This is a genomic window from Mumia sp. zg.B21, assembly GCF_019550855.1.
In the GTDB taxonomy this organism is placed as follows: Bacteria; Actinomycetota; Actinomycetes; order Propionibacteriales; family Nocardioidaceae; genus Mumia.
This window is the reverse complement of record NZ_JAHWCJ010000002.1, coordinates 460,484-483,532: the sequence shown is the minus strand read 5'-3', so window position 1 is coordinate 483,532 and position 23,049 is coordinate 460,484. Positions and strand designations below refer to the sequence as shown.

The following is a 23,049-nucleotide window of genomic DNA, read 5'->3' as shown; positions in this document are numbered from 1 at the left end:
CATGCCTCCCGACGCCGTCCTGCTCGCCCACCACCCCCTGTTGCTCACGATCCCGGCCTTCGTCCCGGCGATCGCGATCACGGTGGTCGTGCTCGTAGTCGCCCGGCGCGACCGCGTCGCTGAGGCGCGCGAGCGCGCCCAGCAGGAGGAGGCCGCGCGCGACAGCGCCGATCCGACCGTCACCACCGACCAGGAAGACGACGACCGATGACCCCACCCCGTACGCTCATCGCGCTCGCCCTCGCCGGCCTGCTCACGCTCACCGGGTGTGCCCAGGACCCGCCGGTCGTGGACGGGGACGCCGACGCGCCGATCTCGATCCAGGTGCGCATCGCGGACGGCAAGGTCAGCCCGCTCGGCACCTCGTACGCGGCGGAGGTCGGTCAGTCGATCGTCCTCGACGTCACCTCCGACACCGACGACGAGCTGCACCTGCACGCCGAGCCCGAGGAGACCTTCGCCGTCACGCCCGGCACGCACCGGTTCGAGTTCGCGGTCGAGGTCCCGGGCAGCGTCTCGCTGGAGTCCCACCACGTCGGAGGGACGATCGCCACCATCGACGTCAGTCCATGATCCTCGCCCACGGGGTCGGAGGATCGACCGATCTCCCCGTACCCCTGGAGTACGCGATGGTCGGCGCCGCGTGGGCGCTGACCATCTCCTTCGCCGTCCTCGCGCTCGCGTGGCGACGTCCCCGCCTCGACCCGAGCTCGCCCGGGGTTGCCCTCCCGCAGTGGATGACCCGGGCGGTCGACAGCAGTGTCACTCGTGCCGTCCTCGGCCTGGTCGGCGTCGGCTTCACCGCCTGGGTCGCCCTCGCAGCGTTCGGAGGCGACCCCGGTCCCACCAACGGCGCACCCGGTGTCTTCTACGTGCTGCTGTGGGTCGGCATCGTCCCGCTGTCGTTGTTGTGCGGCCACGTCTGGGCGTTCCTCTCGCCCGTGCGCGCGCTGCACGGCGCCGTCTGCTGGGCGCTGCGGCGCGACCCGGCCACCGGTGTGTGGACCTACCCGGCGCGCCTCGGCTACTGGCCGGCGGCGCTCGGCCTGCTCGCGTTCGTCTGGACCGAACTGGCCTCGCCGGACCCCGGCGCGCTGGCGACCGTACGGGTGTGGCTGGTCGGCTACGTCGCGTACGGGGTGCTCGGCGGGATTGCCTTCGGGCGGCGGTGGTTCGAGCGGGCGGACCCGTTCGACGTGTACGCCGCGTTCGTCGCCGCCCTGTCTCCGTTCGGACGGCACTCGCCCGACGACCGTCGGGTCGTGGCCCGCAACCCGCTGTCCAACCTCGCCGGCCTCCCCGTCGACCGCGGGATCGTGGCCGTCGTCGCAGTGCTGCTCGGCTCGACCGCGTTCGACTCCGCGACCGGGACGCCGTGGTGGATGACAGAGGTCCAGACCTGGTACGCGGGCTCGGCAGCGCTCGCGGTGGCGTACAAGACGCTCGGGCTCCTCACGGCGGTGCTGCTCGTCGCGCTCGTCTTCGTGCTGGCCACCCGCGCCGCCCGTGGGCTGACCCCGCTGCAGCGGCGCGCGATGCCGGGAGAGCTCGCGCACTCGCTGGTCCCGATCGTGGTCGGATACGTCGGCGCGCACTACCTGTCGTACCTCGTCGAGAAGGGGCAGCGCACCGTCATCGCCCTCGCCGACCCGCTCGACCGCGGGTGGGACCTGCTCGGTCTCGGCGGCCTGCAGCCCTCGTACTGGCTGTCCGAGCACCCGCACCTGCTCGCCGTCCTCAAGGTCGGGCTCGTCCTGACCGGCCACGTCCTCGGCGTGGTCGCCGCGCACGACCGCTGCCTCCGTCTCCTGCCGCGTGCCCACCAGCTCACGGGCCAGCTCGCGCTGATGCTGGTGATGGTCGGCTACACGTTCCTCGGGCTGTTCCTGCTGTTCGCGGGGTGAGGGCGGCTGAGGAGGGAGGTGCCGCGATTCCTAGGCTGGGGCCGTGGACCGCCCCGAAGGACCCGCCCTCTCCGTGTGGTTGTTCTTCTTCGTCGTCGTCTTCCTCCGCGCCCAGGCGACGTACTGGATCGCGCGCGTGGCCACCGTCCAGGTGCTCACCCGTACCCATCCGGCCGGGGGCTGGCGCGCCCGCACCCACGACTGGCTCGAGGGTGGCTCGGCCCAGCGCGGCGCCGACGTCGTACGGCGGTGGGGCGCGCTCGCCGTGCCAGTCTCGTTCCTGACGGTCGGGGCGCAGACCGTCATCAATGCGGGCGCGGGTGTCGTGCGGATGCCGTTCCCGCTCTATCTGGTCGCGATGGTCCCCGGCTGCATGGCGTGGGCGCTGGTGTGGACGACGATCGGGATGTCGGCGTTCTATGCGGCGGTGGGTGCCGGGCTGACGACAGGGTGGGGCGTGGCCCTCGCCGTGGTCACCGTCGTGGGTGTGGTCGGAGCGGTGGTCGCCGTCCGCCGACGCTCGCGGGCGCGCACCTAGGCGCCAGTCGTCGGCGCCAGTCGTCGGCGTCAGCCTCGGGACAGGAAGTTCGCCAGCAGGTCGTGCCCACGCGGCGTGAGGATCGACTCGGGGTGGATCTGCACGCCCTCGACCGGGTGCTCACGGTGGCGTACGCCCATGAGCACACCCTCGGCGTTACGGGCGGTCGGGATCAATGCCTCCGGGAGATCCTCGACGACGAGCGAGTGATAACGCGCCGCGACCAGCGGTCCGTCCAACCCGGCATAGACGCCCTGCCCGTCGTGGTGGATCAGGGACGGCACCCCGTGGACCGGCCTCGGCGCCCGCACGACCTGCGCCCCGTACGCCTCGGCGATCGCCTGGTGCCCGAGGCAGACGCCGAGGATCGGCGTGGTCGGGCCGAGGACGCGGACGGCGTCGATGCTCGCCCCCGCGCTCGAGGGTGCCCCGGGGCCGGGCGAGATGACGACGTGGGTGAATCCACCCGTACGGCGCAGGCGCGCCAGCCCTTCCACGTCGAAGGCGTCGTTGCGCACCACCGTGGCGTCGGCGCCGAGCTCGCGGACGTACTGGGCGAGGTTGTGCACGAACGAGTCGTAGTTGTCGATCAGCAGGACGCGCGTCCCGCCGACCGCTGAGGCAGAACGGCCAGGCGTCTCGGCCACGGAGCGGTCACCCGGGCTCGACGCTCCGTCTCGGCCCCGGTCGTCCCTGTCTTGGTCGTCTCTGTCTTGGTCGTCTCTGTCTTGGTCGAGGCGGCGGATCCAGTCCGTCGTACGACCGGGGGCTCGTCGTACGACGCCGCTCACCTCAGCGACCGGACGGACCCGGCTGATCGCGCTCGTCACGAACACCTCGCTCGCGCCGGCGAGCTCCGCCAGCGCGATCCTGCGCTCGACCACGGGCACCGCCCGCCCGCGCAGCAGACCGAGGACGGCCTCCCGGGTGACGCCGGGCAGGATGCGCCCGTCGAGCGAGGGGGTGTGGACACCGTCGTCGAAGACCGCGAAGACGCTGCCCCGGCCCGTCTCGAGGACCGTGCCGTCCTCGTCCACGAGCAGCGGGTCCCGCGCCGGCGTCCACGGGGCGCCGGGCAGTGTGTCGAGCACCGCTCGGTCCGTCCACTTCGCGTCACCGAGCCCACCGGGCAGGACGACCGGACACAGCGTCCAAGGAACGGACGGCACAGCGCCGGTCGGCACCGCGGTGACGGCGACGTCTCCCGTCCGTGGCTCGAGCGTGAGCCGGAGGCGGTGCGACCCCCTGAGCGGACCTGCGGCGGCCCGGGCTCGTACGGCGAGGGCCTCGCGTTCGAGACCGACGCCGTAGACCGACCGCGCCGACCGCACGAACCGCGCGAGGTGCTGGTCGAGATCGACCGGGAGCCCGTCGCGGACCAGCAGCGTGTCGAAGATGCCTGCCGCCGAGTCAGGCCGGCCCGGACCCGGACGACTAGGTCCCGCGAGGCGGGTCGGGACCACAAGCCCGCCGATCGGCGGGCGCGGCGCATGAACGGCGCCGCCGGGCGCAGGCGTCTGCAGCGTGGCACCGACCGCCCGGAGCAGTGGCGCGGCCTTCGTGAAGCACTCTTGCAGCTCGGCGTCAGGATCGGAGTCGGCGACGACCCCGCCCCCCACGCCCAGCCAGACGCGGTCCCCCCGGATCTCGAACGTCCGGATCACGACGCTCGCCTCCAGCCCGCGCGGCCCGGCGTGACCGATCGAGCCGGTGTACACCTCGCGCCCCGTCGCCTCCTGCTCGCCGATGATCTGCATCGCCCGCACCTTCGGGGCCCCCGTCACCGACCCGGGCGGGAAGGTCGCCCGAAGCAGGTCGGCGTCCGTCGCGTCGGCCGCGAGCGTCGCCTCGACGTCGGACACGAGGTGCCAGACCCCGGCACGACGGCGTGGTTCGGTGGTCGCGGTGACGCGGACGGTGCCCGTCTCCGCGACGCGTCCGAGGTCGTTGCGCACGAGGTCGACGATCATGACGTTCTCGGCGTGGTCCTTCACCGAGGCGACGAGGTCGGCGGGATCTGCCTCAGCAGGCGCGGTGCCCTTGATCGGCGACGACACGACGTGACGCCCGGTCCGGCGCAGATAGAGCTCCGGCGAGAGGCTGACGATCGTCCCCGACCGCCCGGCGACGTACGCCGCGTACGCCGGAGCGAGGGCGGCGACTCCGCTGAGGAACATCTCCAGCCCGGCGGCCGATCCCCCCGCGCCGTCGATCCGCGACTCCAGACGCAGGCAGACGTTGGCCTGGAACACGTCCCCGGCGTGGATGTGGGCGATCGTGCGGCGCACCGCCTCGCGGTGCGCGTCGATCCCGGGCACGGCGACGAACGGCGCGAGCCCGTACGCCGCGGGCTGCGGCTCGTCACCCGCGAGCAGGCCGCACAGGCGGGCCCACCGCTCCTCGGTCTGCTCCGGCGAGGCGACCGACTCGAACCACCACACACCGTCGATCCGACGCAGGACCGTCTCGTAGAGGGCGAGGTCGGCGTCGGGCAGCGGGTCCGTCCGAGGCGGCACGGGACCGACGTCCTCCAGCCGAGCGCCGAGCTGGTAGCCCCACCACCCGATCCAGGTGCCCATCTCCCGGGCACCGTCCGGACCGGTGCCGACGTCGAACGGGTCGTCGCCGTCGGCGAGCACTCGCACCGGGTCGTACGCGACGAGAGCGCGGCCCGAGTCCCATGCCCCGACGAGCGCGACGAGCCGGTCTCGACCGCCCAACCGGCGCAGCAGCGGTCCCAGGTCCAGCGGGCCGATCCGGCGCCGGTCGGCGGCCGGCGTGGTCATCCCCCGGCGAGCTCCCGCTGGCCCGGCAGCAGGGCCGCGTCGTGCCGCAGCCACGCGTCGACCGCGTCGTACGCCCTGCTGCGCGGCTCCTCGCGCGACAGGAAGACGTCGTGACGGGCACCCTCGATCGGGACCACCCGGGTGTCGCCGCCCAGGCACCCGGACCACCGCGCGATCTGGCGGACGTCGAGGACGGCATCGGCGGAGTCGACGTCCTCGGAGTATCGCGAGGTGAAGTGCGAGCGCGTCGACCGCAGGACCAGCGCCGGGACGCCGATGTCGAGCCCACGGTGCAGCCGCGCGTGACCGACGCGGACGGCGCGGAGCCACCCGAACGTGACCGGGAAGCCGTTGAGCGGCTTCCAGGCCGTGTCGAAGTCCCACTCACCGTGGTGCGAGGCCGCGAGGCTGGTCCCGTACGCGTCGCTGGGCGCCAGCTTGACCGGCGCCGTCGGCTTGACTCGACCGACGGCCCTGATCGCCTGGGTGCCGACCGAGCGCAGGTAGGCCGCACCCTGAAGGTCGAACCACGGGCTGTTGAGGACGAGACCGGACACGCCGCCGGCTCGCCCGGCGCTCACCCGACGCCGACGGTCGAGCCACAGCGGAAGGATCAGGCCGCCCGTCGAGTGCGCCGCCAGGAGGACGTCGGCACCGGTCTCCTCACGCACGACGGCGAGCGCCCGCTCGAGCTCCTCGTCGTAGAGCGCGAGGTCGGAGACGAAGTGGGCGGTGTGGCTGGGCTGCAGCGAGCGGCCGCACTTGCGCAGGTCGAGGGCGTAGAACGCGAACCCGCGCTCGGCGAAGAAGTCGGCCAGCTCGGTCTGGAAGAAGTAGTCGCTGAAGCCGTGGACGTACAGCACCGCACCCCTCGCGTCCTCACCGTCGCGCGGGACACGTCGGACGAGCGTGGCGTCGATGGCCCCCTCACCGTCAGGGTCGGGCCCGAGGTCGATCCGCCGTTGCTCGTAGCCGTCACCAAGGATGTCGGGCCGCCAGCTGCTCATCGTGCTCCTCTGTCAGTCGTGCGGGATCTCGCTGATGACCTGGGCCCCGAGCGTTCTGCTGAGGAGCTCCTCGTGGGAGAGGCCGTCGTTCTCCATCGCGGGGTCGTCGACCTTGGCATGGAGGTCGGGGTCGTAGGCCTCGGGGCGCGTCGAGTCGTCACGCAGGCTGGCTCGCGCGGCCGCGATGGCGTCCACGCTCGCGCGCTCACGAGGCGGCGGAGCCGTCGGCGGGGCGGGTGAGGGCTCCGGCATCGCCGGTGCCGCGGCAGCCTGAGGAGCGGAGCCGGTCGAGCCCGTCGGGGGCGCCGCGGACTCGTCAGGGCCGCGCGGCGTCGACCCGGCTCGCGCCGGAGCGTCCCCGCCTCCGGCGCTGGGGTCGACGATCGCCTCGACGCGCCACGTGCCTCCGAGCACGTCGACGAGCGCCTGGACGAGGATCGCGTCGGAGCCGCTGCGGGCGAACGAGTCCCGTGCGCCGCTGTTGACGAGCCCGATGGTGAGCGTGGTGCCCTCGAGCGAGTGGACCTGGGCGTTCTGGCTGAGCATCACCCAGGTGAAGCGCCGAATGACGCGCACCTTGTCGAGGATGTCGGGCCACAGGCGGCGTACGTCGGCCACTCCGGGCGTGCCGGGCGGTGCGGGCTCGGTGTGCTCGGCGTCCGCGGGAGGTGCCTCCTCGACCGCCGGCGCGGGAGCCGCCGGCCTCGCGGCCTCGGTGGGTGCAGGCGCCGGCGCCGGAGTCCTTGTCGGAGTCGGAGTGGGCGCGGGAGTCGGAGTGGACGCGGGAGTCGGAGTGGACGCGGGAGCCTGCGCGGCACGCTCGACCGGTGGCGGACCGTCTCCCACGATCGACAGGCGCCGCTCGATCCGGTCGAGGCGGGCCTGCACGCCGTCAGGTGTGGCGTCAGCGCCCGGCAGGAGGATGCGGGCGCACATCAGCTCGAGCAGGAGACGCGGGGCGGTCGCACCCCGCAGCTCGGTCAGGCCGGCGCTGACGACGTCGGCGGCACGGGTCAGGTCGGCGCGGCCGAACCGCGCGGCCTGGTTCTCGATGCGCTCGCCACGGTCGCCTGCGATGTCGATGAGGCCCATGCCGATGGCGTCGGGCACGTTGGCCACGATCACCAGGTCACGCAGCCGTTGGAGGAGGTCCTCGGCGAACCGGCGCGGGTCCTGCCCGGTCTCCACGACCTTGTCGACGGCCGCGAACACCGCGCCGCCGTCGCCCGCCGCGAACGCGTCGATGACCTCGTCGAGGAGCGAGTCGGGCGTGTAGCCGAGCAGCGACGCGGCGAGGTCGTACGTGACCCCGTCGTCGGACGCCCCGGCGATGAGCTGGTCGAGCACGCTGAGGGTGTCGCGGACGGATCCGCCGCCGGCGCGCACGATCAGCGGAAGCGCCGTCGCCTCGAGCGGAACGCCCTCCGTACGGCCGAGCTCCTCGAGGTAGGAGGTGAGGGTCTTGGGCGGCACCAGCCGGAACGGGTAGTGGTGGGTCCGGGACCTGATCGTGCCGATGACCTTCTCGGGCTCGGTCGTCGCGAAGATGAACTTCAGGTGCGGAGGTGGCTCCTCGACGAGCTTGAGCAGGGCGTTGAAGCCCTGGCTCGAGACCATGTGGGCCTCGTCGATGATGTAGACCTTGTAGCGGCTGTTGACGGGAGCGAAGAACGCCCGCTCGCGCAGGTCGCGGGCGTCGTCGACGCCACCGTGGCTGGCGGCGTCGATCTCGATGACGTCGAGGCTCCCCGGGCCTCCGCGCGCGAGGTCGCGGCAGCTCTGGCACTCGCCGCACGGGTCGGCGACCGGGGCCTTCTCGCAGTTGAGCGCGCGGGCGAGGATGCGCGCACTCGTCGTCTTGCCGCAGCCGCGGGGGCCGGAGAAGAGGTAGGCGTGGTTGACGCGGTTGTTGGCGAGCGCGTGCCGCAGCGGGTCGGTCACGTGCGACTGGCCGATCACCTCGGCGAACGTCTCCGGGCGATAGCGCCGGTACAAGGCCATGGGTTCGTCCACGCGTCAACCCTAACGATCGTCCCTGACGTCCGAACCGCCCTGTCGTGTGCACCGTGATCGCCGTGCGATGCGCAAGGCCCCGCGACACGCGCATCGGCGTCGCGGGGCCTTCCGGGGGTTTGCATCTACGCATGGCGCCCGAGGCGCACCTGCACTGTCCTACCGTGCGATCCGGACACCGTGCAAGGGTCCAGAGAAGAGAACTTCGACCTTTTCGCGTCGTCCAGAGGGTCGTACACAGAACGTGCTTCACCATCCACAGATCGCGGCCGTTATCCACATTTTCCCCACAGGCGGCAAGGGGCTTGGACGGGCTACTCGGCGGCGACCGGCCGTCCGTACGCGACCGCAGCGACGACCTCCTCGGGCGCACCGACGACGAGCTGTCGGTCAGGCTCCGCACCCAGCGCGTCGTTGACGGTCGAGAAGGCGAGCCGTTGTGCGACGAAGGCCGTCGCCTCGAAGATCTCGCGGTCGCCCAGCCCGACGGCGCGCAACCGCGCGACGTCCTCCGCGGTCGTCGCGTTCGGGTCCTGGACCACGACAGTGGCCCATGCCGCGAGGGCACGGGTCCGCGGTGCGAGTGCGTCGACGGCGCCACTGAGCACGCCGGCCGCCGTCGCCGTACCGGCCAGGCTCGCCAGCCGACGGCCCCAGGCGAGGGCACAGTACGAGTCGTGGCGCGCCGCCGCGGTCGCCGCGACGAGCACGGCGCGGTCCTCGTCGGTCAAGGCACTGTCGCGGCTGACGGCCGCGCGTGCTGCCGTGGCCGCGTCGTTCACGTCGGGCCGCCACGCCCACAGACGGGTCAGGTTGTTGACGTACCCGTCGGACTCGAGGTCGGCGTCGTAGAGGGCGCGCACCGGGTCGTCGTGCGGAGGCTCGTCGAGGAACATCAGCCCAGCATGCCCTCCGTGCCGAGCACCGAGCACCGGCTTGCACGTCCCGCGCGGTTCCCTCCCGAGCTCCTGCGTCCGGACATGAAAAGGTCCCTCGCGCACCCGATAGAGCTCACTTACCCTTGCTGCCTTCCGGCCCTGGGGGAGTTGGGCGAGATACCGCCGCGCGAGGGACTTCAGTCATCGTACCGAGACCGCTCAAGCACGCGGAAGCGGGGCATCCCCTCCCCCTGATTTCGGCCCGGCCCGACCCAACAGGTAACCTGCTCGCGGAGGATTCGCATAGTGGCCTAGTGCGCACGCTTGGAAAGCGTGTTGGGTTAACGCCCTCAGGGGTTCGAATCCCCTATCCTCCGCCACACCGACGAAGGCCCGGACCGCGCTGCGGCCCGGGCCTTCGTGCACGTCGGCCTCAGAACCTCTGCCACGGACGAGCCGCCGGGGCCCAGCCGCGAGACTTCTTGGTGTAGTCGCACACGCCGTCGGGGAAGGCTGCCCGCATCCGCGACCGCTGCGCGGACGTGAACGCGACGCCGTAGTCCGACCAGCGGATCGGCCGCAGCGCGCAGGCCACGATGTCCTGGGTCATGGGCTGCCCGGCAACCTGACGCGGGTTGGAGCCGATCCGGTAGACGGAGCTGCACGCATCGCCACCCGCCTCCCAGTCGGTCGGCACGAGGCGACCGTCGGGCAGCCAGCAGGAGTCGGTGAGGGCGGCGGGCTTGTTGCGCACGACCTTGGCAGCCTTCGACCCCCGACGGTCGTCGCCACCGATCGCCGTCAGCCAGTTCTCCATCGACTGCAGCGCCTGCGCCGAGGCCGCCGCGGCCAGCTCCGGCACCGGCAGGTACGCCACGATCACCTGGTTGTCCGCGTCACCGTTGGCCTTGCGCAACCGCTCGCGCATCACGAAGGACCACTCGGCGGTGTGGAAGTTGGCAGGGACGCCCGCCACGTCGGCGTACGTGCGGAGATCGATGATCGGCGTCTCCGCGAGACCGCGGGACGCCGTGTTGAGCATGCCGTACCGGTACGACGCCCGGACCGCCCGCAGGTCGGCGCGGCTGCGTTCGGGGACCACGGCGCCGGCCGGGTCGTAGCCGCCGATGCGCTCGTTGAGCGTGACGAACTGCTCCGCATCGATCGCGCCGGACCTCAGCGCCTCGAGCCCGTACTGCTGGCCGATGTTGTCGAGCGGGCTGCGCGCGAAGCCGGTGCGCGGGTCCCGTCCGACCTGGTTGACGAACTGCTCCATGGCCGCACACCGGATGCCGTCGGGGTTGGTGACGGGATCCCAGCGAGCCTCGACCGGGATGATCGGCGGGCACGAGTCCGTGGCGGTGAGCCGGTTCCCGAACGCCACGTCCCACGACTGGCAGCTGCTCGCGTTGAGGAACCCGGTCACGGCACGCTTCTGCTCCGGGGTCCACGACGCGCCCTCGCCGGCGTAGAAGCGCTGCAGGAGGCGGCAGTCGGCGTTGACGCCGTTGGTGCTGACGACGTCGGGGAAGCTGATGCTCGGGATGATGCCGTCGACGATCCCGGGGTAGGTCTCCGCGATCGTGTACTGCTGGATCGCCCCGCCCGAGCCACCCCACCCGATCGTGTGCACCGGGACGCCGTACGTCTCGACGACGTGCTCCTTGACCATCATCGCCGTCTCGGCCGAGATGATCGGGCTGCAGTTGTTGTCGAGGACGTTGAGGGACGACGACGCGACCACGTAGCCCTTGGCCAGCATCGTGGCATCGAGGACGCCGCCGGTGGCCGCACCCTGGTGGTAGCCGCCGTTGCAGCCGCCCCCGAAGGTGTAGACGATCCGGTCGTTCCAGGTCGACTCGGGTGCCGTCGGCGACGGGTCGGTGCCGTCGTAGATTCCGGCGACCTGGTAGACCGCCCGGTTGATCGTGCCGGTCTCGAGCCGCACCACGAACGGGACGGTCCTGCCGCCGACGGTCACGGTTGCCGCGTCGGCGGGGACCTGGCTCGGGTCGGCGAGCGGCTTGAAGCTGCTCCCGGACCGGTACTGGTAGGTGACCTTGGTCGGAGCCTCGCAGTCGGGCTGCTGCGCCGGCGCGAGGCCGTACGCCTCGGTCTCGCAGTAGAACGGCTTCTGCTGCGGCCCCGACAGGAGGGGACCCGTGAGGTCGTGGTTGGTGACGACCTCGGCGGCCATCGACCAGCCGCGGTGGACGGTGACGACGTTGCGTCCCTTGCGCAGCCCGGTCACGAGACCGGTGCGGCTGCCGTCGGCTTGCGCGACGAGCGAGGTCTTCGTACGCCGGCCGTTCACCAGCAGCGTCACCCGCGCGTCGGCGGCGGCTCCGGTGACCCGGACGAGGACGTCGCCACCGCTGACGAGGTCGGCTCGCGGGTTGGAGACCGTCTCGACCGCGAGGCGGCCCTTGCCCCCGCCGTGGGAACCGGGAGAGCCGTGCGCCTCCAGGGATCCGCTGGCCGGCGACGGGGCCGTCAGCACGAGTCCCGAGACCAGCAACCCGAGCGTCGGAGCCATGAACGTCGAACGCCTCAACCTCATGAGCAACGCCTCTCACCACAGGGAACCGGCGCCTGCCGGAGCGGGCGTCGGCATCCCGCGGGACGACGCTAGTGTGTGACGTCCGTCACGTCCAGATCGCCTGACTACACTGCAGGGGTGATCTTCAGAGGAGTGGGCGAGGGGCGGCCGTACCCTGACCACGGACTGACCCAGAGCCAGTGGGCAAAACTGCCGCCCCAGCAGGTCCGGCTCGACACGCTCACGACGGTCAAGCGCCAGCTCGACCTCGCCAGCCTCCTCGACGACGACTCCACGTTCTTCGGCGACCTGTTCCCGCACGTCGTCAGCTGGCAGGGCGAGCTCTACCTCGAGGACGGGCTGCACCGTGCCCTCCGCGCGGCGCTGCAGCAACGCCAGGTCATGCATGCCCGTATCTACGCGATGGACCGGTGACCATGACCCGCGGGCTGCGCACGTTCCTCACGATGTCGGTGCTGAGCGCCATCCTGATCGGCGGCACCTACACCGGTGTCCAGCTCCTGTTTGCCAAGGCGCCCGAGCTGCCAGACGCCGACGCGACGACCGCCTGCCGCAACCGCGTGCTGGAGCCCGGCGAGCAGATCGCGCCCAACCAGGTCCTGGTCAACGTGCTCAACGCCGGCGGCCTCTCCGGCATGGCGAACCGCACGGCGCTCAACCTCCAGGGCATCGGCTTCCTCCCCGGGACTGTCGGCAACGCACCGGAGGGCACGAGCATCGCCAACGTCCGGGTCGTCGCCCCAGAGCCCAAGCGGGTCGACGCCCGCCTGGTCGGAGCGCAGTTCAAGGGCAAGGTGCAGTACACGAAGGGCACCCCTGAGGACGACGCCACCGTCGAGGTCTACATCGGCAAGAAGTTCAAGGGACTGAAAAAGAACCCGGTCATGGCGCTCAAGGCCAAGAACCGCGTGACCATCTGCGTGCCCACGCTGGCCGTCGACCCTGGCGCCTGACCGGGCTCTCCCCTGTCGGGTCAGCTCGTGACCGCGATCACCCCGAGGTGGTTCGAGATCGAGTTGTAGCGCTCGGCGTACATCCGGACCCCGCTCATGTCGTACGCGACCACCATCGCCCGGATGGAGGCCCGCGACTGCGTCGTGTTGCGCTGGTAGACCGGACCGCCGCTGTCTCCCAGACGGGCGATGACCCGGTCGTCGCTCCGTCGGCCCCGCATCAGGTAGGTGCTGCACGTGGCCGGCTTGGCCGGATCGTCGCAGTACGAGGCGGACAGGCTCTTGATCTCGATCCCACACACCGACTTCGTCACCGCACCCGACGCACACACGTTGTCGCCGACCGCGCCGTCATTGGCCCCCGTGACCGTACGGACGTTGAAGTTGTCGAGCCCGTCTGTGTAGATCGAGTTCGTGTACGTGGAGCCGGCCAGGCGAGCCTGGTCGTAGGCGGGGTAGTTGCTCCGCCCGGCGATCTGCCCGAAGTAGTACGACCCGGAGTACCACGAGGTCCCGTTCGCGCCGCAGTGTCCGGCGGTGACCGAGTAGCGCGTGCTCGAGGACTTGCTGCGCACGGTGAAACCCGACGAGCAGACCTTGGAGGGGCTGGTGATGCGAGCGCCTCCCCAGTGCGGCGAGGTGTCGGAGGTGCGCGACGCTCGGGCCGCACTGCCGGTGTAGCGGACCACCACCGCTCCCGCGCCGACTCCTTCGACCGGCGCTGCCTGCCGATCGAGCCGTGCGGCCTCTCGTGGCGGCGCGGCGGCAACGTCGACGACGACCGCTTCGAGCTCGGGATCGAGATCCATGGAGTAGCCCGCGGTCGGCGCGGCGTCGGCCGTGCGCCACTGCTGCGCCGTGACGCCGACCCAGGCGTCGCGCAGCTCCTGCGCCGTGCGCTCCGACGTCCGCACGGTGAGGAGACGGCGTGCGGTGGCCGAGAGACCAGAGGTGAGGCGGTTCACCAGTGCCGCGCCGTCGGTGCCCCGCGTCACGACGAGGGTGTAGCCGGCCGTCGGGCTCCCCGTCACGCCGATCACTCCGGCATCGAGGCTCACGGGGACTCCGTCGGCAGGCTTGTCACCCTGCGGGGTGAGCAGCTCCGTCACGCGGTCGGCGACGGCGCGCTGCAGCGAGGTCGCGATGGGACCGTCGTAGGCCAGAGCAGGCGGCTGGTCAGATGCTGCGGCTGCGTCTTCGACTGCTTCGGCCTCGGCGACGAGGGCCCGCTTGTCAGGGGTGAGTGCAGCGTCGTCGCCCTGAGCGGCACCCCCTGCGGCAGTGAGGAGCCCGATCGCGAGGACCAGGGCTGCGATGGCGGTGATGGGCTGGCGTGGAGTCGGCATGATGGGCTCCTTCGTCGCATGGCTCGTACCAGGAGGCTAGTGGCTCTTCGTCTGGACCGCTTCAAGGTTCTTTGGTTAGCCTTACCTCTAAGCCACTCAGGAGGAGCCACGGTGACCATCACCATCGAGAAGGCCGTCCAGCCTTGGCGGTTCTTCGACGTCACCGTGGCTCGCACGGTCCGCCTCTCGCGCTCGTTCGTCCGCATCACCTTCCGGGGGGACGACCTCGACGCGATGTCGGCGAACGGTTTCGACCAGCGCATTAAGCTGCTGCTCCCGGATACGACCGGCGGCTACGAGCACGTCCCGTCCGCACCTGACTGGTACGACCGGTGGCGGAGCCTCCCCGACGAGCACCGCAACCCGATCCGTACGTACACCGTCCGCGCGTCGCGTCCCGCGCTCCGCGAGGTCGACGTCGACGTGGTGCTGCACGGCGCGACCGGACCGGCCGGCCGCTTCGCCGCGACGTGCCGACCGGGCACGCCCGCCGTGCTGATGGGCCCGAACGCCGCCCACCCCGGTCCGCACGGCGGACTGGAGTTCGCCGTCCCGAGCGCCGACCGACCCGTGCTGATCGTGGGCGACGAGACGGCGGTCCCCGCGATCTCCCGGATCCTGGAGGACCTGCCGAGCGACCGTCGCGGCCACGTCATCCTCGAGGTTCCGTACGCGGACGACATCACCGACCTCGCCCGACCCGCAGGCGTCTCGCTGACCTGGATCGCGCGCGAGGGGGGCCGCCACGGCCAACGGCTCGTCCCCGCGGTCCGACGGTGCGCCTCGGCGATGCTGGGGATCCCCGCACCGGCCGAGGGCGAGGCCGGTGACGGCGAGGCGGGTGACGTCGCCCTCGACGAGGTGGTCGGCGACGAGCTCGTGTGGGAGGTCGCGCTCGACGACCAGGGCATGCCCCTGCCCCCGACCGGCGATCTCTACGCCTGGCTGGCCGGCGAGGCGTCGGTGATCAAGACGCTTCGACGGTTCCTGGTGAGCGAGCGCGGCGTGGACCGCCGGTCGGTGGCATTCATGGGCTACTGGCGCGACGGTCGCCCGGAGATGTGACCGTGAGGATCACAGCGCCGCGCTGATCCGCGGATCGGTCGACGGCACCGGCGCCTCCGCTCCCACCCACGGGTCGCCGTCGAAGTACGTGGCAAAGATCTGCTCGGCCGTGCGCGTCCCGATCGCCTGCGTGGTCAAGGTGGGGTTCGGTCCGCCGAGGGAGTTCGCCAGCACCGAGTTGTCGGCGACGAAGAGGCGCTCCACCGCCCTGGCCTCACCCGTCGGCCCGACGACCGACGTGGCCGGGTCGGCGCCCATCCTCATCGACGACTGCGTGTGGAGGATGAGCGGCGCCCAGTCGATCCGGTAGACCTTGCGTGCCCCCGCTGCGCGCAGGACCTCGGCCGCCCGGTTGGCGAGGAAGTTGCGCCGCCGCACGGTGTCGGCGGAGCGTCTCGTGAAGTCCATCTCCACCCGGGCGGGCGCGCCGTGCTCGTCGCGCGGATACAGCGGCGAGAGCCGTACGCGGTTGTCCGGCTCCACGTCGTCGGCGGTGATGACGAGGACGCTGAGAAGACGGTCGATGCCGTTGAGCATCACGTCCTTCAGCTCCGAGCCCTGGAGCCGTCCGGAGACGCCGTCCCACGCTCCGCGCTTGCCTCGGCCGAGGTCGTACATCTCGCGGATCCCGCTCCCGCTGTGGCTCATGCTGAACGCCTGGAGCGCCGGCGGAAGCCCACCCTGCTCGAGGCAGCCGTACCCGGGGAACTCCGCCCGTGCCGCCGAGGCCGGACCGCGCGACGCGCCGGTGTCGCGGTCGAACGTCCCGACCACCCAGTCGAGGTAGTGGTCGGTCAGACCCCGACCCACCCAGCCGTTCGGGTTCGGCAGTCCTGACCCCAGCCAGAGCCGCGGCGTCTCGACACACCCCCCGGCGAGGACGACCACGGCGGCGTCCTCCCGGACGGTCTCCGTGTCGTTGTCGGTCCGGTATGTCACGCCCGTAGCGACGGTGCGCCCGCCGCGCTCCTCGGTGTGGACCTGGGTGACGAAGGCGTCGGTGACGAGCTCGGCGTCACGGCCCGCCGCAGCCCACGCCGAGGCCGTCACCGCCATCGGGACATAGCTGTTGTCGGTGGAGCGCTTCGCGAACTGGTTGCGCGGGGCCTTGAGCGGTGACCGGCACCCCTGCGCGCAGAACCCGCAGAAGGTGCAGCCCTGCGCCTGCGGATAGACGAGCAACGAGGAGTCCGAGGTCCGGCCTGCCGTCCCCTGCGGCTGGAGGATGGCGTTCTCCTGGGGTCGGAACGCGATGCCGTGGGTGTCCTTCGTCGTCTGGACGGGCAGCCCGAGGGCCTCGCACCCGTCGAAGAACACCCGCTCCTTGCGGCCCATCGGCGCCGTCTGGACGGGAAGCGTCGCCTCGACCCACTCGTAGTAGGGCACCAGCTCCTCGTACGGGAAGGGGAACAGGTGATCGGTGTCGTACGCGTCGCGGTCCGCGCCGTCGTACCCGGCGAAGGCGCCACGGTAGGCCCGAGGGCTGTTGCCGTAGTAGTGCAGCGTCGTCCCACCGACGCCGGTGACGTTCCAGAGGTAGGAGTTCTGAGGTTGGTCGCGGATCCAGGCAGGCCGGTCGCGGTCTGCGGGTCCGACGCGGAAGTAGCCGTCCTTGGGGTTGAAGGCGTCGTTCTCGAAGTGGGTCCACTCCCGCTCAGGTTGCGCGTGCGAGGAGCCGCCCTCGAGGAGCAGCACGTCGAGCCCGCGTGCGGCGAGCTCGGCGGCCACGACCGGTCCGCCGCCTCCGGCGCCGACCACGATGACGTCGCGCATCAGCCCTCCACCTCCGTCCGGCCCTGGTAGTAGCCGAGGAGCTCGGCGTGCCCGTCGGGCGGTGTGGTCCTGCCTGGCAGGTAGTTCGTCTGGTCCCACCCGATCGGGCGGCGGACGAGCCGCTTGGTGGCGCGGTCGTACGCCGACTGCTCGCTGTACATGCCGTCGGACGGCAGCGCGAGGAGCGCCATCGCGAGGTAGTGGACCAGGCCCCGCAGCTCGTCGGCGAGGAAGTCGCCCACGATCGGGCGGAGCACCTTCACCACCGTCGGCTCGTCGCTCTCCAGGTCGGCGAAGACGCGGGCCTTCTCGGCGTACCGCAACCGCGCGAACGGCGAGTTGAAGCCCAACCGCAGCAGCGACGCCGGGACCAGGACGGCCGCGGTGACGTTGAGCAGCAACGCCACCACGATGGAGGCGGGCAGGTGCTCGTCGTTCTCGAGCACGATCGTGAGCGCCTCGTCGAGGCGCTGGGCCCGCCTCAGCCCTGCCCGGGTGACCACGTACGGCAGGGGCCTCGGCAGGGCGCCGAGCTGCCGCGTCCCGTCGGTGAGCAGCGGGACGACGATCGAGTCGGGGAGCGGGATGTAGCCGTCGAGGGTGTCCATCAGGAACTGCGGCGTGCGGGTGGCGATGCCCCCGGCCTCGCGACGGACCTCGAGCTGACGGAGCGAGAAGGCGTCGGGGCCGGGATAGCAGAACGCCGCGACCCCTCCGAAGGTGTCGGCCGACAGGCGCTGGAGCTGCGGGCGCAGCCAGGCCAGGAGGGCTTCGAGGGCGTCGTCGGTGGTGGCGGCACGGGCCGGTGCGGCGAAGAGTGCGGGTGGAGCCGCGGCGGCGAGGCCGAGCACGCCGGCTCTGGCCAGGAACGCACGGCGGCCCCAGTCGGTCTCGATGGGTCGGGGGTGGTTGTCGAAAGTCGGTGCGGGCACGGGGGTCTCCTCTCGAGGACTGGCCGCACGTTTCCCACCTGCCACGAGATGTAACACAGATAGCAACTCCGAGTTGCGCCGCGGTACGCACCCTGGCGCCTCCCCCCCAGCCACCCCACCCGGCGATTCGGTGAGGAGATCGGGGAAGTTCGCGGTCGGAACCCGATCTCCTCACCGAATCGGCCGCAGGTGCAGGAGAGGGCGTACGACAAGCGAGCGCGAGCAGCCCTGCGCCCTTACTGCTGCAGCGAAGCAGCGATTCCGTCGAGCACGATCTCCAGGCCCGAGTCGAACTCCTTGCCGTAGTCATAACCCGGCTGCAGGACGTGCTCGCGGGTCAGCTCGAAGAGGTAAGGGAACTCTGAGGCGGGAAACTCCTCCATGATGGCCCCGGTCATGGCTGCCAGCTGAGACTCGTCATGGAAAGGCAAGTTGACCTCTTCGAGCACGAACCCGTGCACGTAGCTGTCCACTGTCGAAATCGCATGCGCCGCCAAGACCACCGAGAACCCGCCCTCGCGGAAGCACCGGATGCCGGTCTCGAGCACGCGCAGCGTGGCTGGGCCCGGGCTCGTCCGCGAAGCCATCATGCTCACCGCCCACGGGTGCTCCCTCAGGGTCGCGCGGGTCTGGTGGGCGCGCTGTCTGATGGACCGGCGCCAGTCCGCGGTCGGCTGCGGAAGCTCGATCTTGCTAGAGATCGCCTCGACCAGTCCGTCGAGTATCTCCTCCTTGCCGTGCACGTGGTGGTAGAGCGAGGCCGCCTCGATCCCCAGCTCACGGGCAAGTCGGCGCATGGTGACCGCTTCGATCCCTTCGGAGTCCGCCACGGCGAGCGCGGCGCTCAGCGCGCGCTCGCGGTTCACGGGGGCCCTGTTCGCCACCTCGGCTGGCCTGCGACCCACTGTGTCCACCTCTCGCGGCGATCCGGTACGTCGTCGCGCACCCGACCATAGACAATCTAACAGCGTCAGGTTAGCGTAAAGACTCAATCTAACGCCGTTAGGTTCTCGGACTCCTTCGGCCCGACGAAAGGCCACACGATGAGCACGATGAGCACAACAACAACCGCCAGGCCGGCACCGACCGGGCGGCATGCCGGATCCAGGAGGAGGATCGCAACCACGGTCGGCATCCTCTTCGTCGCCCAGATGGTCATGGCCATGGTCGGCACCTCGTTGACAGAGGCATTCGTCGACGGCGCCGTGGACCGAGATCAGATGACCCTCGGGGTGCTCCTGATGATGGGTTCTGGCCTCGCGGTGATCGCGATCGGCCTGCTCATGTATCCGGTCCTGAAGGACGTGAACCCGCACCTGGCTGTGTGGTATCCCGTCCTCAGAATCGCCGAGTTCTCGGTGTCCGCTGCCTGTGGCATCTATCTTCTGGCCCAGTCGGAGGTGGTGCCCAACCACATGCTGTGGATCTACGTCCCCACTGGTCTCGGCGGCATCGTCCTCACGTACCTGCTGCTCGTTTCCGGGCTGGTTCCGCGAGCCATCGCGCTCCTCGGGCTCGTGGGCTACGTCGCACTGACGGTCGGCGTGCCCCTCGACCTCCTCGGGGTGCTCGATATGGGTGCAGGGCCGGGCCTTCTCCTCGTCGTTCCCGGCGGCCTGTTCGAGCTGGTCTTCCTACCGGCCTGGCTGCTGATCAAGGGATTCCGTACGGTGCACGCGCCACAATCCCGCCCCACCGGCGCGATCCACCCCGCGATTCGGTGAGGAGATCGGGGGTTTCCGCGATCGGAACCCGATCTCCTCACCGAATCGGCCGCAGGGAGAGAGGGCGTACGACAGCGAGCCCCGCCCGGGGATCCCGGACGGGGCTCGTCATGGCGGTGGCGGTGGGATTTGAACCCACGGTAGGTTGCCCTACACAACATTTCGAGTGTTGCACCTTCGGCCGCTCGGACACGCCACCGCAGAAGAGATTACCGGACCTGCCGCCCGCCTCCGGAACCGGGTCAGGGCTCAGCGGTGCCCAGCAAAGAAGGCCAGCAACTGGGCCCGCGCCTCCTCGGCACGCACCCCTCCGCGGACCTCAGGGCGATGGTTGAGCCGCCGGTCCCGGACGACGTCCCACAACGAACCGACCGCGCCCGCCTTGTCGTCGTACGCCCCGAACACGAGGCGGGCGACGCGAGCGAGGACGAGCGCACCCGCGCACATCGTGCAGGGTTCGAGCGTGACGACGAGGGTGCAGCCGTCGAGTCGCCACTCGCCCCGCGCGGCCGCCGCGGCCCGTAGCGCGATCACCTCGGCGTGCGCCGTCGGGTCGCCGTCGCGCTCCCGCGCGTTCCAGCCCTCGCCCAGGACGGCTCCGTCAGCGTCGACGACGAGCGCCCCGACCGGGACGTCGGCGGTCTCGAGAGCGCGTGACGCCAGGTCGAGCGCCCTGCCCATCAGGGCGTCGTCGTGGACGAGCGGGGACGACACGTCAGCCGGCGAGCGCCTGGTAGGCGTCGCCGAACCCGAGCCGTTCGGCGATGTCGCCGAGCACCTCGTCCGGGTACGCGTCCGGATCGTCGAGCATCACGGCGAGATCGATCGCGCTCACACCCAGGTCGGCCAGGATCTCCATGTCACCGGCAGGCTGCGGCTCGTCGTCGTCCTCCGGGTCGGGGAGGTCGAGCTCGTCGGCGACGGAGCTGGCGAGCGGCCACTCGTCGACGGCGGTGATGTCGGACAGGAGAAGGAGCGTGCTGCGGCCCCAGACGCGCACGAGCACGAAGAAGTCCTCGTCGACGGCGACCATGCCGATCACACCGCACTCCGAAGGGAACGGGCGCAGCGCCCGCTCGACCTCCTCGATGTCTCCGGTGACACCGGCGGGGAGGCGGGTCAGCTGCCAGCCGCCCTCGTCACGGTAGGCGGCGACCGCGACATCGACCTCGCCCTGCAGATCGTCCTCCACGGCCACACCCCCTTGACGCTCGTCGTCGTGCACGTACCCGCAGGATGGCAGACGATCACACCCTCGTGTAGGGGAGTCGCCGGCAGATCGTCGCTCGGTAAGGTTCGCCGCATGGACATCCACGTCGTCGACCACCCGCTGGTGGCCCACAAGCTCACCACGCTCCGCGACTCGAGGACCGACTCCCCGACCTTCCGGCGGTTGACCGACGAGCTCGTCACGCTTCTGACGTACGAGGCCACCCGCGACGTCCGGGTCGAGCCGGTCCTCGTGCAGACCCCGGTGTCGCCGGCCGAGGGCGTACGCCTCGCGCCGCCGAAGCCGCTCATCGTGCCGATCCTGCGCGCCGGCCTCGGCATGCTCGACGGCATGCAGCGCCTGCTCCCGACGGCCGAGGTCGGCTTCCTCGGGATGATCCGCAACGAGACGACCCTCGAGCCCGCGACGTACGCCGAGCGGTTGCCCGACGACCTGACCGGCCGCCAGGCGTACGTGCTGGACCCGATGCTCGCCACCGGCGGCACCCTCTCGGCGGCGATCGCGTTCCTCGTCGGTCGAGGGTGCACGGCGATCACCGCGATCTGCCTGCTGGCCGTGCCCGAGGGCATTGCCCGTGTCGAGAACGACCTCGCCGACGTCGAGGTGCCGGTGTCGCTGGTGGTCGCCGCGGTGGACGAGAAGCTCAACGACGTGGGATACATCGTGCCGGGTCTCGGGGACGCCGGTGACCGGCTGTACGGCGTCGCGTGAGGCGTTAACCTCCGCGCAATGAGACGCACGTCTCACCCTCTGGTCGGCGCCAGTCGCTGCCGATAACGTCTCCCGAATGAAGATCGGCGTGGTCAAAGAGACCTCGCCGGGCGAGACCCGTGTCGCCGGGACCCCGGCGACCGTGACGCAGCTGATCAAGCTGGGTTATGACGTCGTGGTCGAGTCCGGCGCAGGCGAGGCGTCCAGCTTTTCCGACGAGGCCTACGTCGAGGCCGGCGCCTCGGTCGTGCCCCGCGACGAGGCGTGGCGGTCCGACCTCGTGCTCAAGATCAACGCCCCCTCGCCGGACGAGATCGGCCTCCTTGCCGACCACGCGACCCTCATCAGCCTGCTGTCCCCGGCGCTGAACGAGAGCCTCGTCGACGAGCTGACACAGCGTCACCTGACCGTGCTGGCGATGGACGCGGTGCCGCGCATCTCCCGCGCCCAGTCGATGGACGTCCTGTCGTCGATGGCCAACATCGCCGGCTACCGGGCCGTCGTCGAGGCGGCGCACGAGTTCGGGCGGTTCTTCACCGGCCAGGTCACGGCCGCCGGCAAGGTCCCCCCGGCCAAGGTGCTGGTCGCAGGCGCCGGGGTCGCGGGACTGGCAGCGATCGGCGCGGCGAGCAGTCTCGGCGCGATCGTCCGCGCCACGGACCCGCGCCCTGAGGTCGCCGACCAGGTCAGGTCGATCGGCGGCGAGTACCTCCCGGTCGACGTCGAGCAGCAGGAGGCGTCCACCGACGGCTACGCCAAGGCGACCAGCGAGGACTACGACCGCCGCGCCGCCGAGATCTACTCCGAGCAGGTCCTCGACGTCGACATCGTCATCACGACCGCGCTGATCCCCGGGCGTGCCGCACCGCGGCTGCTGACCGAGGCCGACGTGGCGAGCATGAAGCCGGGCAGCGTCATCGTCGACATGGCCGCCGGCCAGGGCGGCAACGTGGCCGGCTCCGTCGCGGGGGAGAAGGTCGTCACCGACAACGGGGTGACGATCCTCGGCTACACCGACCTCGCCGGGCGCCTCCCGACGCAGGCCTCCCAGCTGTACGGCACCAACCTCGTCAACCTGCTCAAGCTGCTCACGCCGGCCAAGGACGGAGAGCTCGTCCTCGACTTCGACGACGTCGTCCAGCGCACGGTCACCGTGGTCCGAGACGGCGAGAAGACGTGGCCGCCACCCCCGGTCGCCGTCTCGGCGGCGCCCCCGGCAGCCGCTGCACCCGTTCCCGTACCCGCGACCAAGGCCAAGGCGCCGGCCAAGCCTGCCGTCACGTGGGGCCTCATCGGCACCGGGATCCTCGCGCTCTTCCTCGTCAACGCCTTCGCGCCCGCGCCGCTGCCGGAGCACATCACGGTGCTCACGCTCGCGGTCGTCGTCGGCTACTACGTGATCGGCAAGGTGCACCACGCCCTGCACACGCCGCTGATGTCGGTGACCAACGCGATCAGCGGCATCATCGTCGTCGGCGCGATGCTGCAGATCTCGGTCGACGACGGGGCCGACAACGCCACGGTGATCCGTGTCCTCTCGTTCATCGCGATCCTCCTGGCCTCCATCAACGTCTTCGGCGGCTTCGCCGTGACCCGTCGCATGCTCAGCATGTTCTCGAAGGACTGAC

General features: G+C 71.0%; 21 protein-coding genes, 2 tRNA genes and 1 other RNA gene. 11 read left to right on the top strand and 13 right to left on the bottom strand.

Annotated elements, in window-relative coordinates; translation table 11 throughout:
• The first annotated feature begins 1 nt into the window (after window position 1).
• From KV100_RS11030 to KV100_RS11015, 4 genes are read left to right on the top strand one after another with little or no spacing between them, the layout of a single operon-like run.
• Window positions 2-211, top strand: coding sequence for a hypothetical protein (locus KV100_RS11030; protein WP_220343108.1), 210 nt, complete (start codon window positions 2-4; stop codon window positions 209-211).
• On the top strand, window positions 208-573 hold the full coding sequence (locus tag KV100_RS11025) for a hypothetical protein (protein WP_220343107.1): 366 nt from the start codon (window positions 208-210) through the stop codon (window positions 571-573). Before KV100_RS11030 ends, KV100_RS11025 begins: the two co-directional genes overlap by 4 nt.
• Window positions 570-1,904: a hypothetical protein gene (locus KV100_RS11020; RefSeq protein ID WP_220343106.1), complete on the top strand. Its 1,335-nt coding sequence runs from the start codon at window positions 570-572 to the stop codon at window positions 1,902-1,904. Before KV100_RS11025 ends, KV100_RS11020 begins: the two co-directional genes overlap by 4 nt.
• A gap of 43 nt (window positions 1,905-1,947) precedes the next feature.
• A complete protein-coding gene (locus KV100_RS11015) occupies window positions 1,948-2,442 on the top strand; it encodes a VTT domain-containing protein (RefSeq protein WP_220343105.1) in 495 nt (164 codons plus the stop codon).
• 29 nt (window positions 2,443-2,471) lie between these two features.
• Here the strand turns inward: KV100_RS11015 and KV100_RS11010 are convergent, their stop codons facing one another.
• The 5 genes from KV100_RS11010 to ffs all read right to left on the bottom strand — a co-directional run bounded on the left by KV100_RS11010 (window position 2,472) and on the right by ffs (window position 9,326).
• Window positions 2,472-5,228 carry a chorismate-binding protein gene (locus KV100_RS11010; RefSeq protein WP_220343104.1) on the bottom strand — a complete coding sequence of 919 codons (2,757 nt, stop codon included), beginning with the start codon at window positions 5,226-5,228 and terminating at the stop codon, window positions 2,472-2,474.
• Window positions 5,225-6,235, bottom strand: coding sequence for an alpha/beta hydrolase (locus tag KV100_RS11005; protein ID WP_220343103.1), 1,011 nt, complete (start codon window positions 6,233-6,235; stop codon window positions 5,225-5,227). Before KV100_RS11005 ends, KV100_RS11010 begins: the two co-directional genes overlap by 4 nt.
• Window positions 6,236-6,247: 12 nt before the next feature.
• Window positions 6,248-8,236: a DNA polymerase III subunit gamma and tau gene (locus tag KV100_RS11000; RefSeq protein WP_220343714.1), complete on the bottom strand. Its 1,989-nt coding sequence runs from the start codon at window positions 8,234-8,236 to the stop codon at window positions 6,248-6,250.
• Between the two features lie 326 nt (window positions 8,237-8,562).
• Window positions 8,563-9,144 carry a carboxymuconolactone decarboxylase family protein gene (locus KV100_RS10995; protein WP_220343102.1) on the bottom strand — a complete coding sequence of 194 codons (582 nt, stop codon included), beginning with the start codon at window positions 9,142-9,144 and terminating at the stop codon, window positions 8,563-8,565.
• A gap of 85 nt (window positions 9,145-9,229) precedes the next feature.
• Window positions 9,230-9,326: signal recognition particle sRNA small type (gene ffs, locus KV100_RS10990), an RNA gene on the bottom strand.
• Between the two features lie 92 nt (window positions 9,327-9,418).
• Between ffs and KV100_RS10985 the strand changes: the two genes are divergently transcribed.
• Window positions 9,419-9,506, top strand: a tRNA-Ser gene (locus KV100_RS10985).
• A 53-nt stretch (window positions 9,507-9,559) separates the two neighbouring features.
• Here KV100_RS10985 and KV100_RS10980 read toward each other — a convergent pair.
• Entirely contained in the window at window positions 9,560-11,686 is a 2,127-nt protein-coding gene (locus KV100_RS10980; protein ID WP_220343101.1) for a DUF6351 family protein, read from the bottom strand.
• A 117-nt stretch (window positions 11,687-11,803) separates the two neighbouring features.
• Here KV100_RS10980 and KV100_RS10975 point away from each other — a divergent pair, with 117 nt between their 5' ends.
• Window positions 11,804-12,100, top strand: coding sequence for a type II toxin-antitoxin system VapB family antitoxin (locus KV100_RS10975; protein ID WP_220343100.1), 297 nt, complete (start codon window positions 11,804-11,806; stop codon window positions 12,098-12,100).
• Window positions 12,101-12,102: 2 nt separating this feature from the next.
• Window positions 12,103-12,639, top strand: a complete 537-nt coding sequence (locus tag KV100_RS10970; RefSeq protein ID WP_255559786.1) for a LytR C-terminal domain-containing protein — start codon at window positions 12,103-12,105, stop codon at window positions 12,637-12,639.
• A gap of 20 nt (window positions 12,640-12,659) precedes the next feature.
• Here KV100_RS10970 and KV100_RS10965 read toward each other — a convergent pair whose 3' ends face one another.
• Window positions 12,660-13,985 carry a S1 family peptidase gene (locus tag KV100_RS10965; protein WP_220343098.1) on the bottom strand — a complete coding sequence of 442 codons (1,326 nt, stop codon included), beginning with the start codon at window positions 13,983-13,985 and terminating at the stop codon, window positions 12,660-12,662.
• Between the two features lie 111 nt (window positions 13,986-14,096).
• Between KV100_RS10965 and KV100_RS10960 the strand changes: the two genes are divergently transcribed.
• Window positions 14,097-15,050, top strand: coding sequence for a siderophore-interacting protein (locus KV100_RS10960; protein WP_220343097.1), 954 nt, complete (start codon window positions 14,097-14,099; stop codon window positions 15,048-15,050).
• 9 nt (window positions 15,051-15,059) lie between these two features.
• On the opposite strand, the gene KV100_RS10955 is transcribed toward KV100_RS10960, so the two are convergent.
• The 3 genes from KV100_RS10955 to KV100_RS10945 form a co-directional block, all read right to left on the bottom strand.
• Window positions 15,060-16,823 (bottom strand): GMC family oxidoreductase N-terminal domain-containing protein, encoded by a 1,764-nt coding sequence (locus KV100_RS10955; RefSeq protein ID WP_220343096.1) that lies wholly within the window; start codon window positions 16,821-16,823, stop codon window positions 15,060-15,062.
• Window positions 16,823-17,755 carry a hypothetical protein gene (locus KV100_RS10950; RefSeq protein WP_220343095.1) on the bottom strand — a complete coding sequence of 311 codons (933 nt, stop codon included), beginning with the start codon at window positions 17,753-17,755 and terminating at the stop codon, window positions 16,823-16,825. The genes KV100_RS10955 and KV100_RS10950 overlap by 1 nt, the downstream gene beginning before the upstream one ends.
• Window positions 17,756-17,991: 236 nt before the next feature.
• The gene (locus KV100_RS10945) at window positions 17,992-18,621 is read right to left on the bottom strand and encodes a TetR/AcrR family transcriptional regulator (protein WP_220343094.1); all 630 of its coding nucleotides are present in this window, start codon (window positions 18,619-18,621) and stop codon (window positions 17,992-17,994) included.
• Between the two features lie 186 nt (window positions 18,622-18,807).
• Here KV100_RS10945 and KV100_RS10940 point away from each other — a divergent pair, with 186 nt between their 5' ends.
• Entirely contained in the window at window positions 18,808-19,479 is a 672-nt protein-coding gene (locus KV100_RS10940) for a DUF4386 domain-containing protein (RefSeq protein WP_220343093.1), read from the top strand.
• A 111-nt stretch (window positions 19,480-19,590) separates the two neighbouring features.
• Here KV100_RS10940 and KV100_RS10935 read toward each other — a convergent pair.
• From KV100_RS10935 to KV100_RS10925, 3 genes are all read right to left on the bottom strand, one after another.
• Window positions 19,591-19,678: transfer RNA gene (locus tag KV100_RS10935), tRNA-Ser, on the bottom strand.
• Between the two features lie 50 nt (window positions 19,679-19,728).
• Window positions 19,729-20,193 carry a tRNA adenosine(34) deaminase TadA gene (gene tadA / locus KV100_RS10930; protein ID WP_308291415.1) on the bottom strand — a complete coding sequence of 155 codons (465 nt, stop codon included), beginning with the start codon at window positions 20,191-20,193 and terminating at the stop codon, window positions 19,729-19,731.
• A 1-nt stretch (window position 20,194) separates the two neighbouring features.
• Window positions 20,195-20,671, bottom strand: coding sequence for a tRNA adenosine deaminase-associated protein (locus tag KV100_RS10925; RefSeq protein WP_220343092.1), 477 nt, complete (start codon window positions 20,669-20,671; stop codon window positions 20,195-20,197).
• Between the two features lie 111 nt (window positions 20,672-20,782).
• Between KV100_RS10925 and upp the strand changes: the two genes are divergently transcribed.
• Together upp and KV100_RS10915 are read left to right on the top strand one after the other, a co-directional pair.
• Window positions 20,783-21,421 carry a uracil phosphoribosyltransferase gene (gene upp, locus KV100_RS10920; protein WP_220343091.1) on the top strand — a complete coding sequence of 213 codons (639 nt, stop codon included), beginning with the start codon at window positions 20,783-20,785 and terminating at the stop codon, window positions 21,419-21,421.
• Between the two features lie 76 nt (window positions 21,422-21,497).
• Window positions 21,498-23,048, top strand: a complete 1,551-nt coding sequence (locus KV100_RS10915) for a Re/Si-specific NAD(P)(+) transhydrogenase subunit alpha (protein WP_220343090.1) — start codon at window positions 21,498-21,500, stop codon at window positions 23,046-23,048.
• The last annotated feature ends 1 nt before the right edge of the window (window position 23,049 follow it).

What these genes read in the sequence shown, in the direction of transcription:
- KV100_RS11030 (WP_220343108.1), top strand. Translation starts at nt 2, where the DNA reads ATGCCTCCCGACGCCGTCCTGCTCGCCCACCACCCCCTGTTGCTCACG.
- KV100_RS11025 (WP_220343107.1), top strand. Translation starts at nt 208, where the DNA reads ATGACCCCACCCCGTACGCTCATCGCGCTCGCCCTCGCCGGCCTGCTC.
- KV100_RS11020 (WP_220343106.1), top strand. Translation starts at nt 570, where the DNA reads ATGATCCTCGCCCACGGGGTCGGAGGATCGACCGATCTCCCCGTACCC.
- KV100_RS11010 (WP_220343104.1), bottom strand. Translation starts at nt 5,228, where the DNA reads ATGACCACGCCGGCCGCCGACCGGCGCCGGATCGGCCCGCTGGACCTG.
- KV100_RS11005 (WP_220343103.1), bottom strand. Translation starts at nt 6,235, where the DNA reads ATGAGCAGCTGGCGGCCCGACATCCTTGGTGACGGCTACGAGCAACGG.
- KV100_RS11000 (WP_220343714.1), bottom strand. Translation starts at nt 8,236, where the DNA reads ATGGCCTTGTACCGGCGCTATCGCCCGGAGACGTTCGCCGAGGTGATC.
- KV100_RS10995 (WP_220343102.1), bottom strand. Translation starts at nt 9,144, where the DNA reads ATGTTCCTCGACGAGCCTCCGCACGACGACCCGGTGCGCGCCCTCTAC.
- KV100_RS10980 (WP_220343101.1), bottom strand. Translation starts at nt 11,686, where the DNA reads ATGAGGTTGAGGCGTTCGACGTTCATGGCTCCGACGCTCGGGTTGCTG.
- KV100_RS10970 (WP_255559786.1), top strand. Translation starts at nt 12,103, where the DNA reads ATGACCCGCGGGCTGCGCACGTTCCTCACGATGTCGGTGCTGAGCGCC.
- KV100_RS10965 (WP_220343098.1), bottom strand. Translation starts at nt 13,985, where the DNA reads ATGCCGACTCCACGCCAGCCCATCACCGCCATCGCAGCCCTGGTCCTC.
- KV100_RS10955 (WP_220343096.1), bottom strand. Translation starts at nt 16,823, where the DNA reads ATGCGCGACGTCATCGTGGTCGGCGCCGGAGGCGGCGGACCGGTCGTG.
- KV100_RS10940 (WP_220343093.1), top strand. Translation starts at nt 18,808, where the DNA reads ATGAGCACAACAACAACCGCCAGGCCGGCACCGACCGGGCGGCATGCC.
- upp (WP_220343091.1), top strand. Translation starts at nt 20,783, where the DNA reads ATGGACATCCACGTCGTCGACCACCCGCTGGTGGCCCACAAGCTCACC.
- KV100_RS10915 (WP_220343090.1), top strand. Translation starts at nt 21,498, where the DNA reads ATGAAGATCGGCGTGGTCAAAGAGACCTCGCCGGGCGAGACCCGTGTC.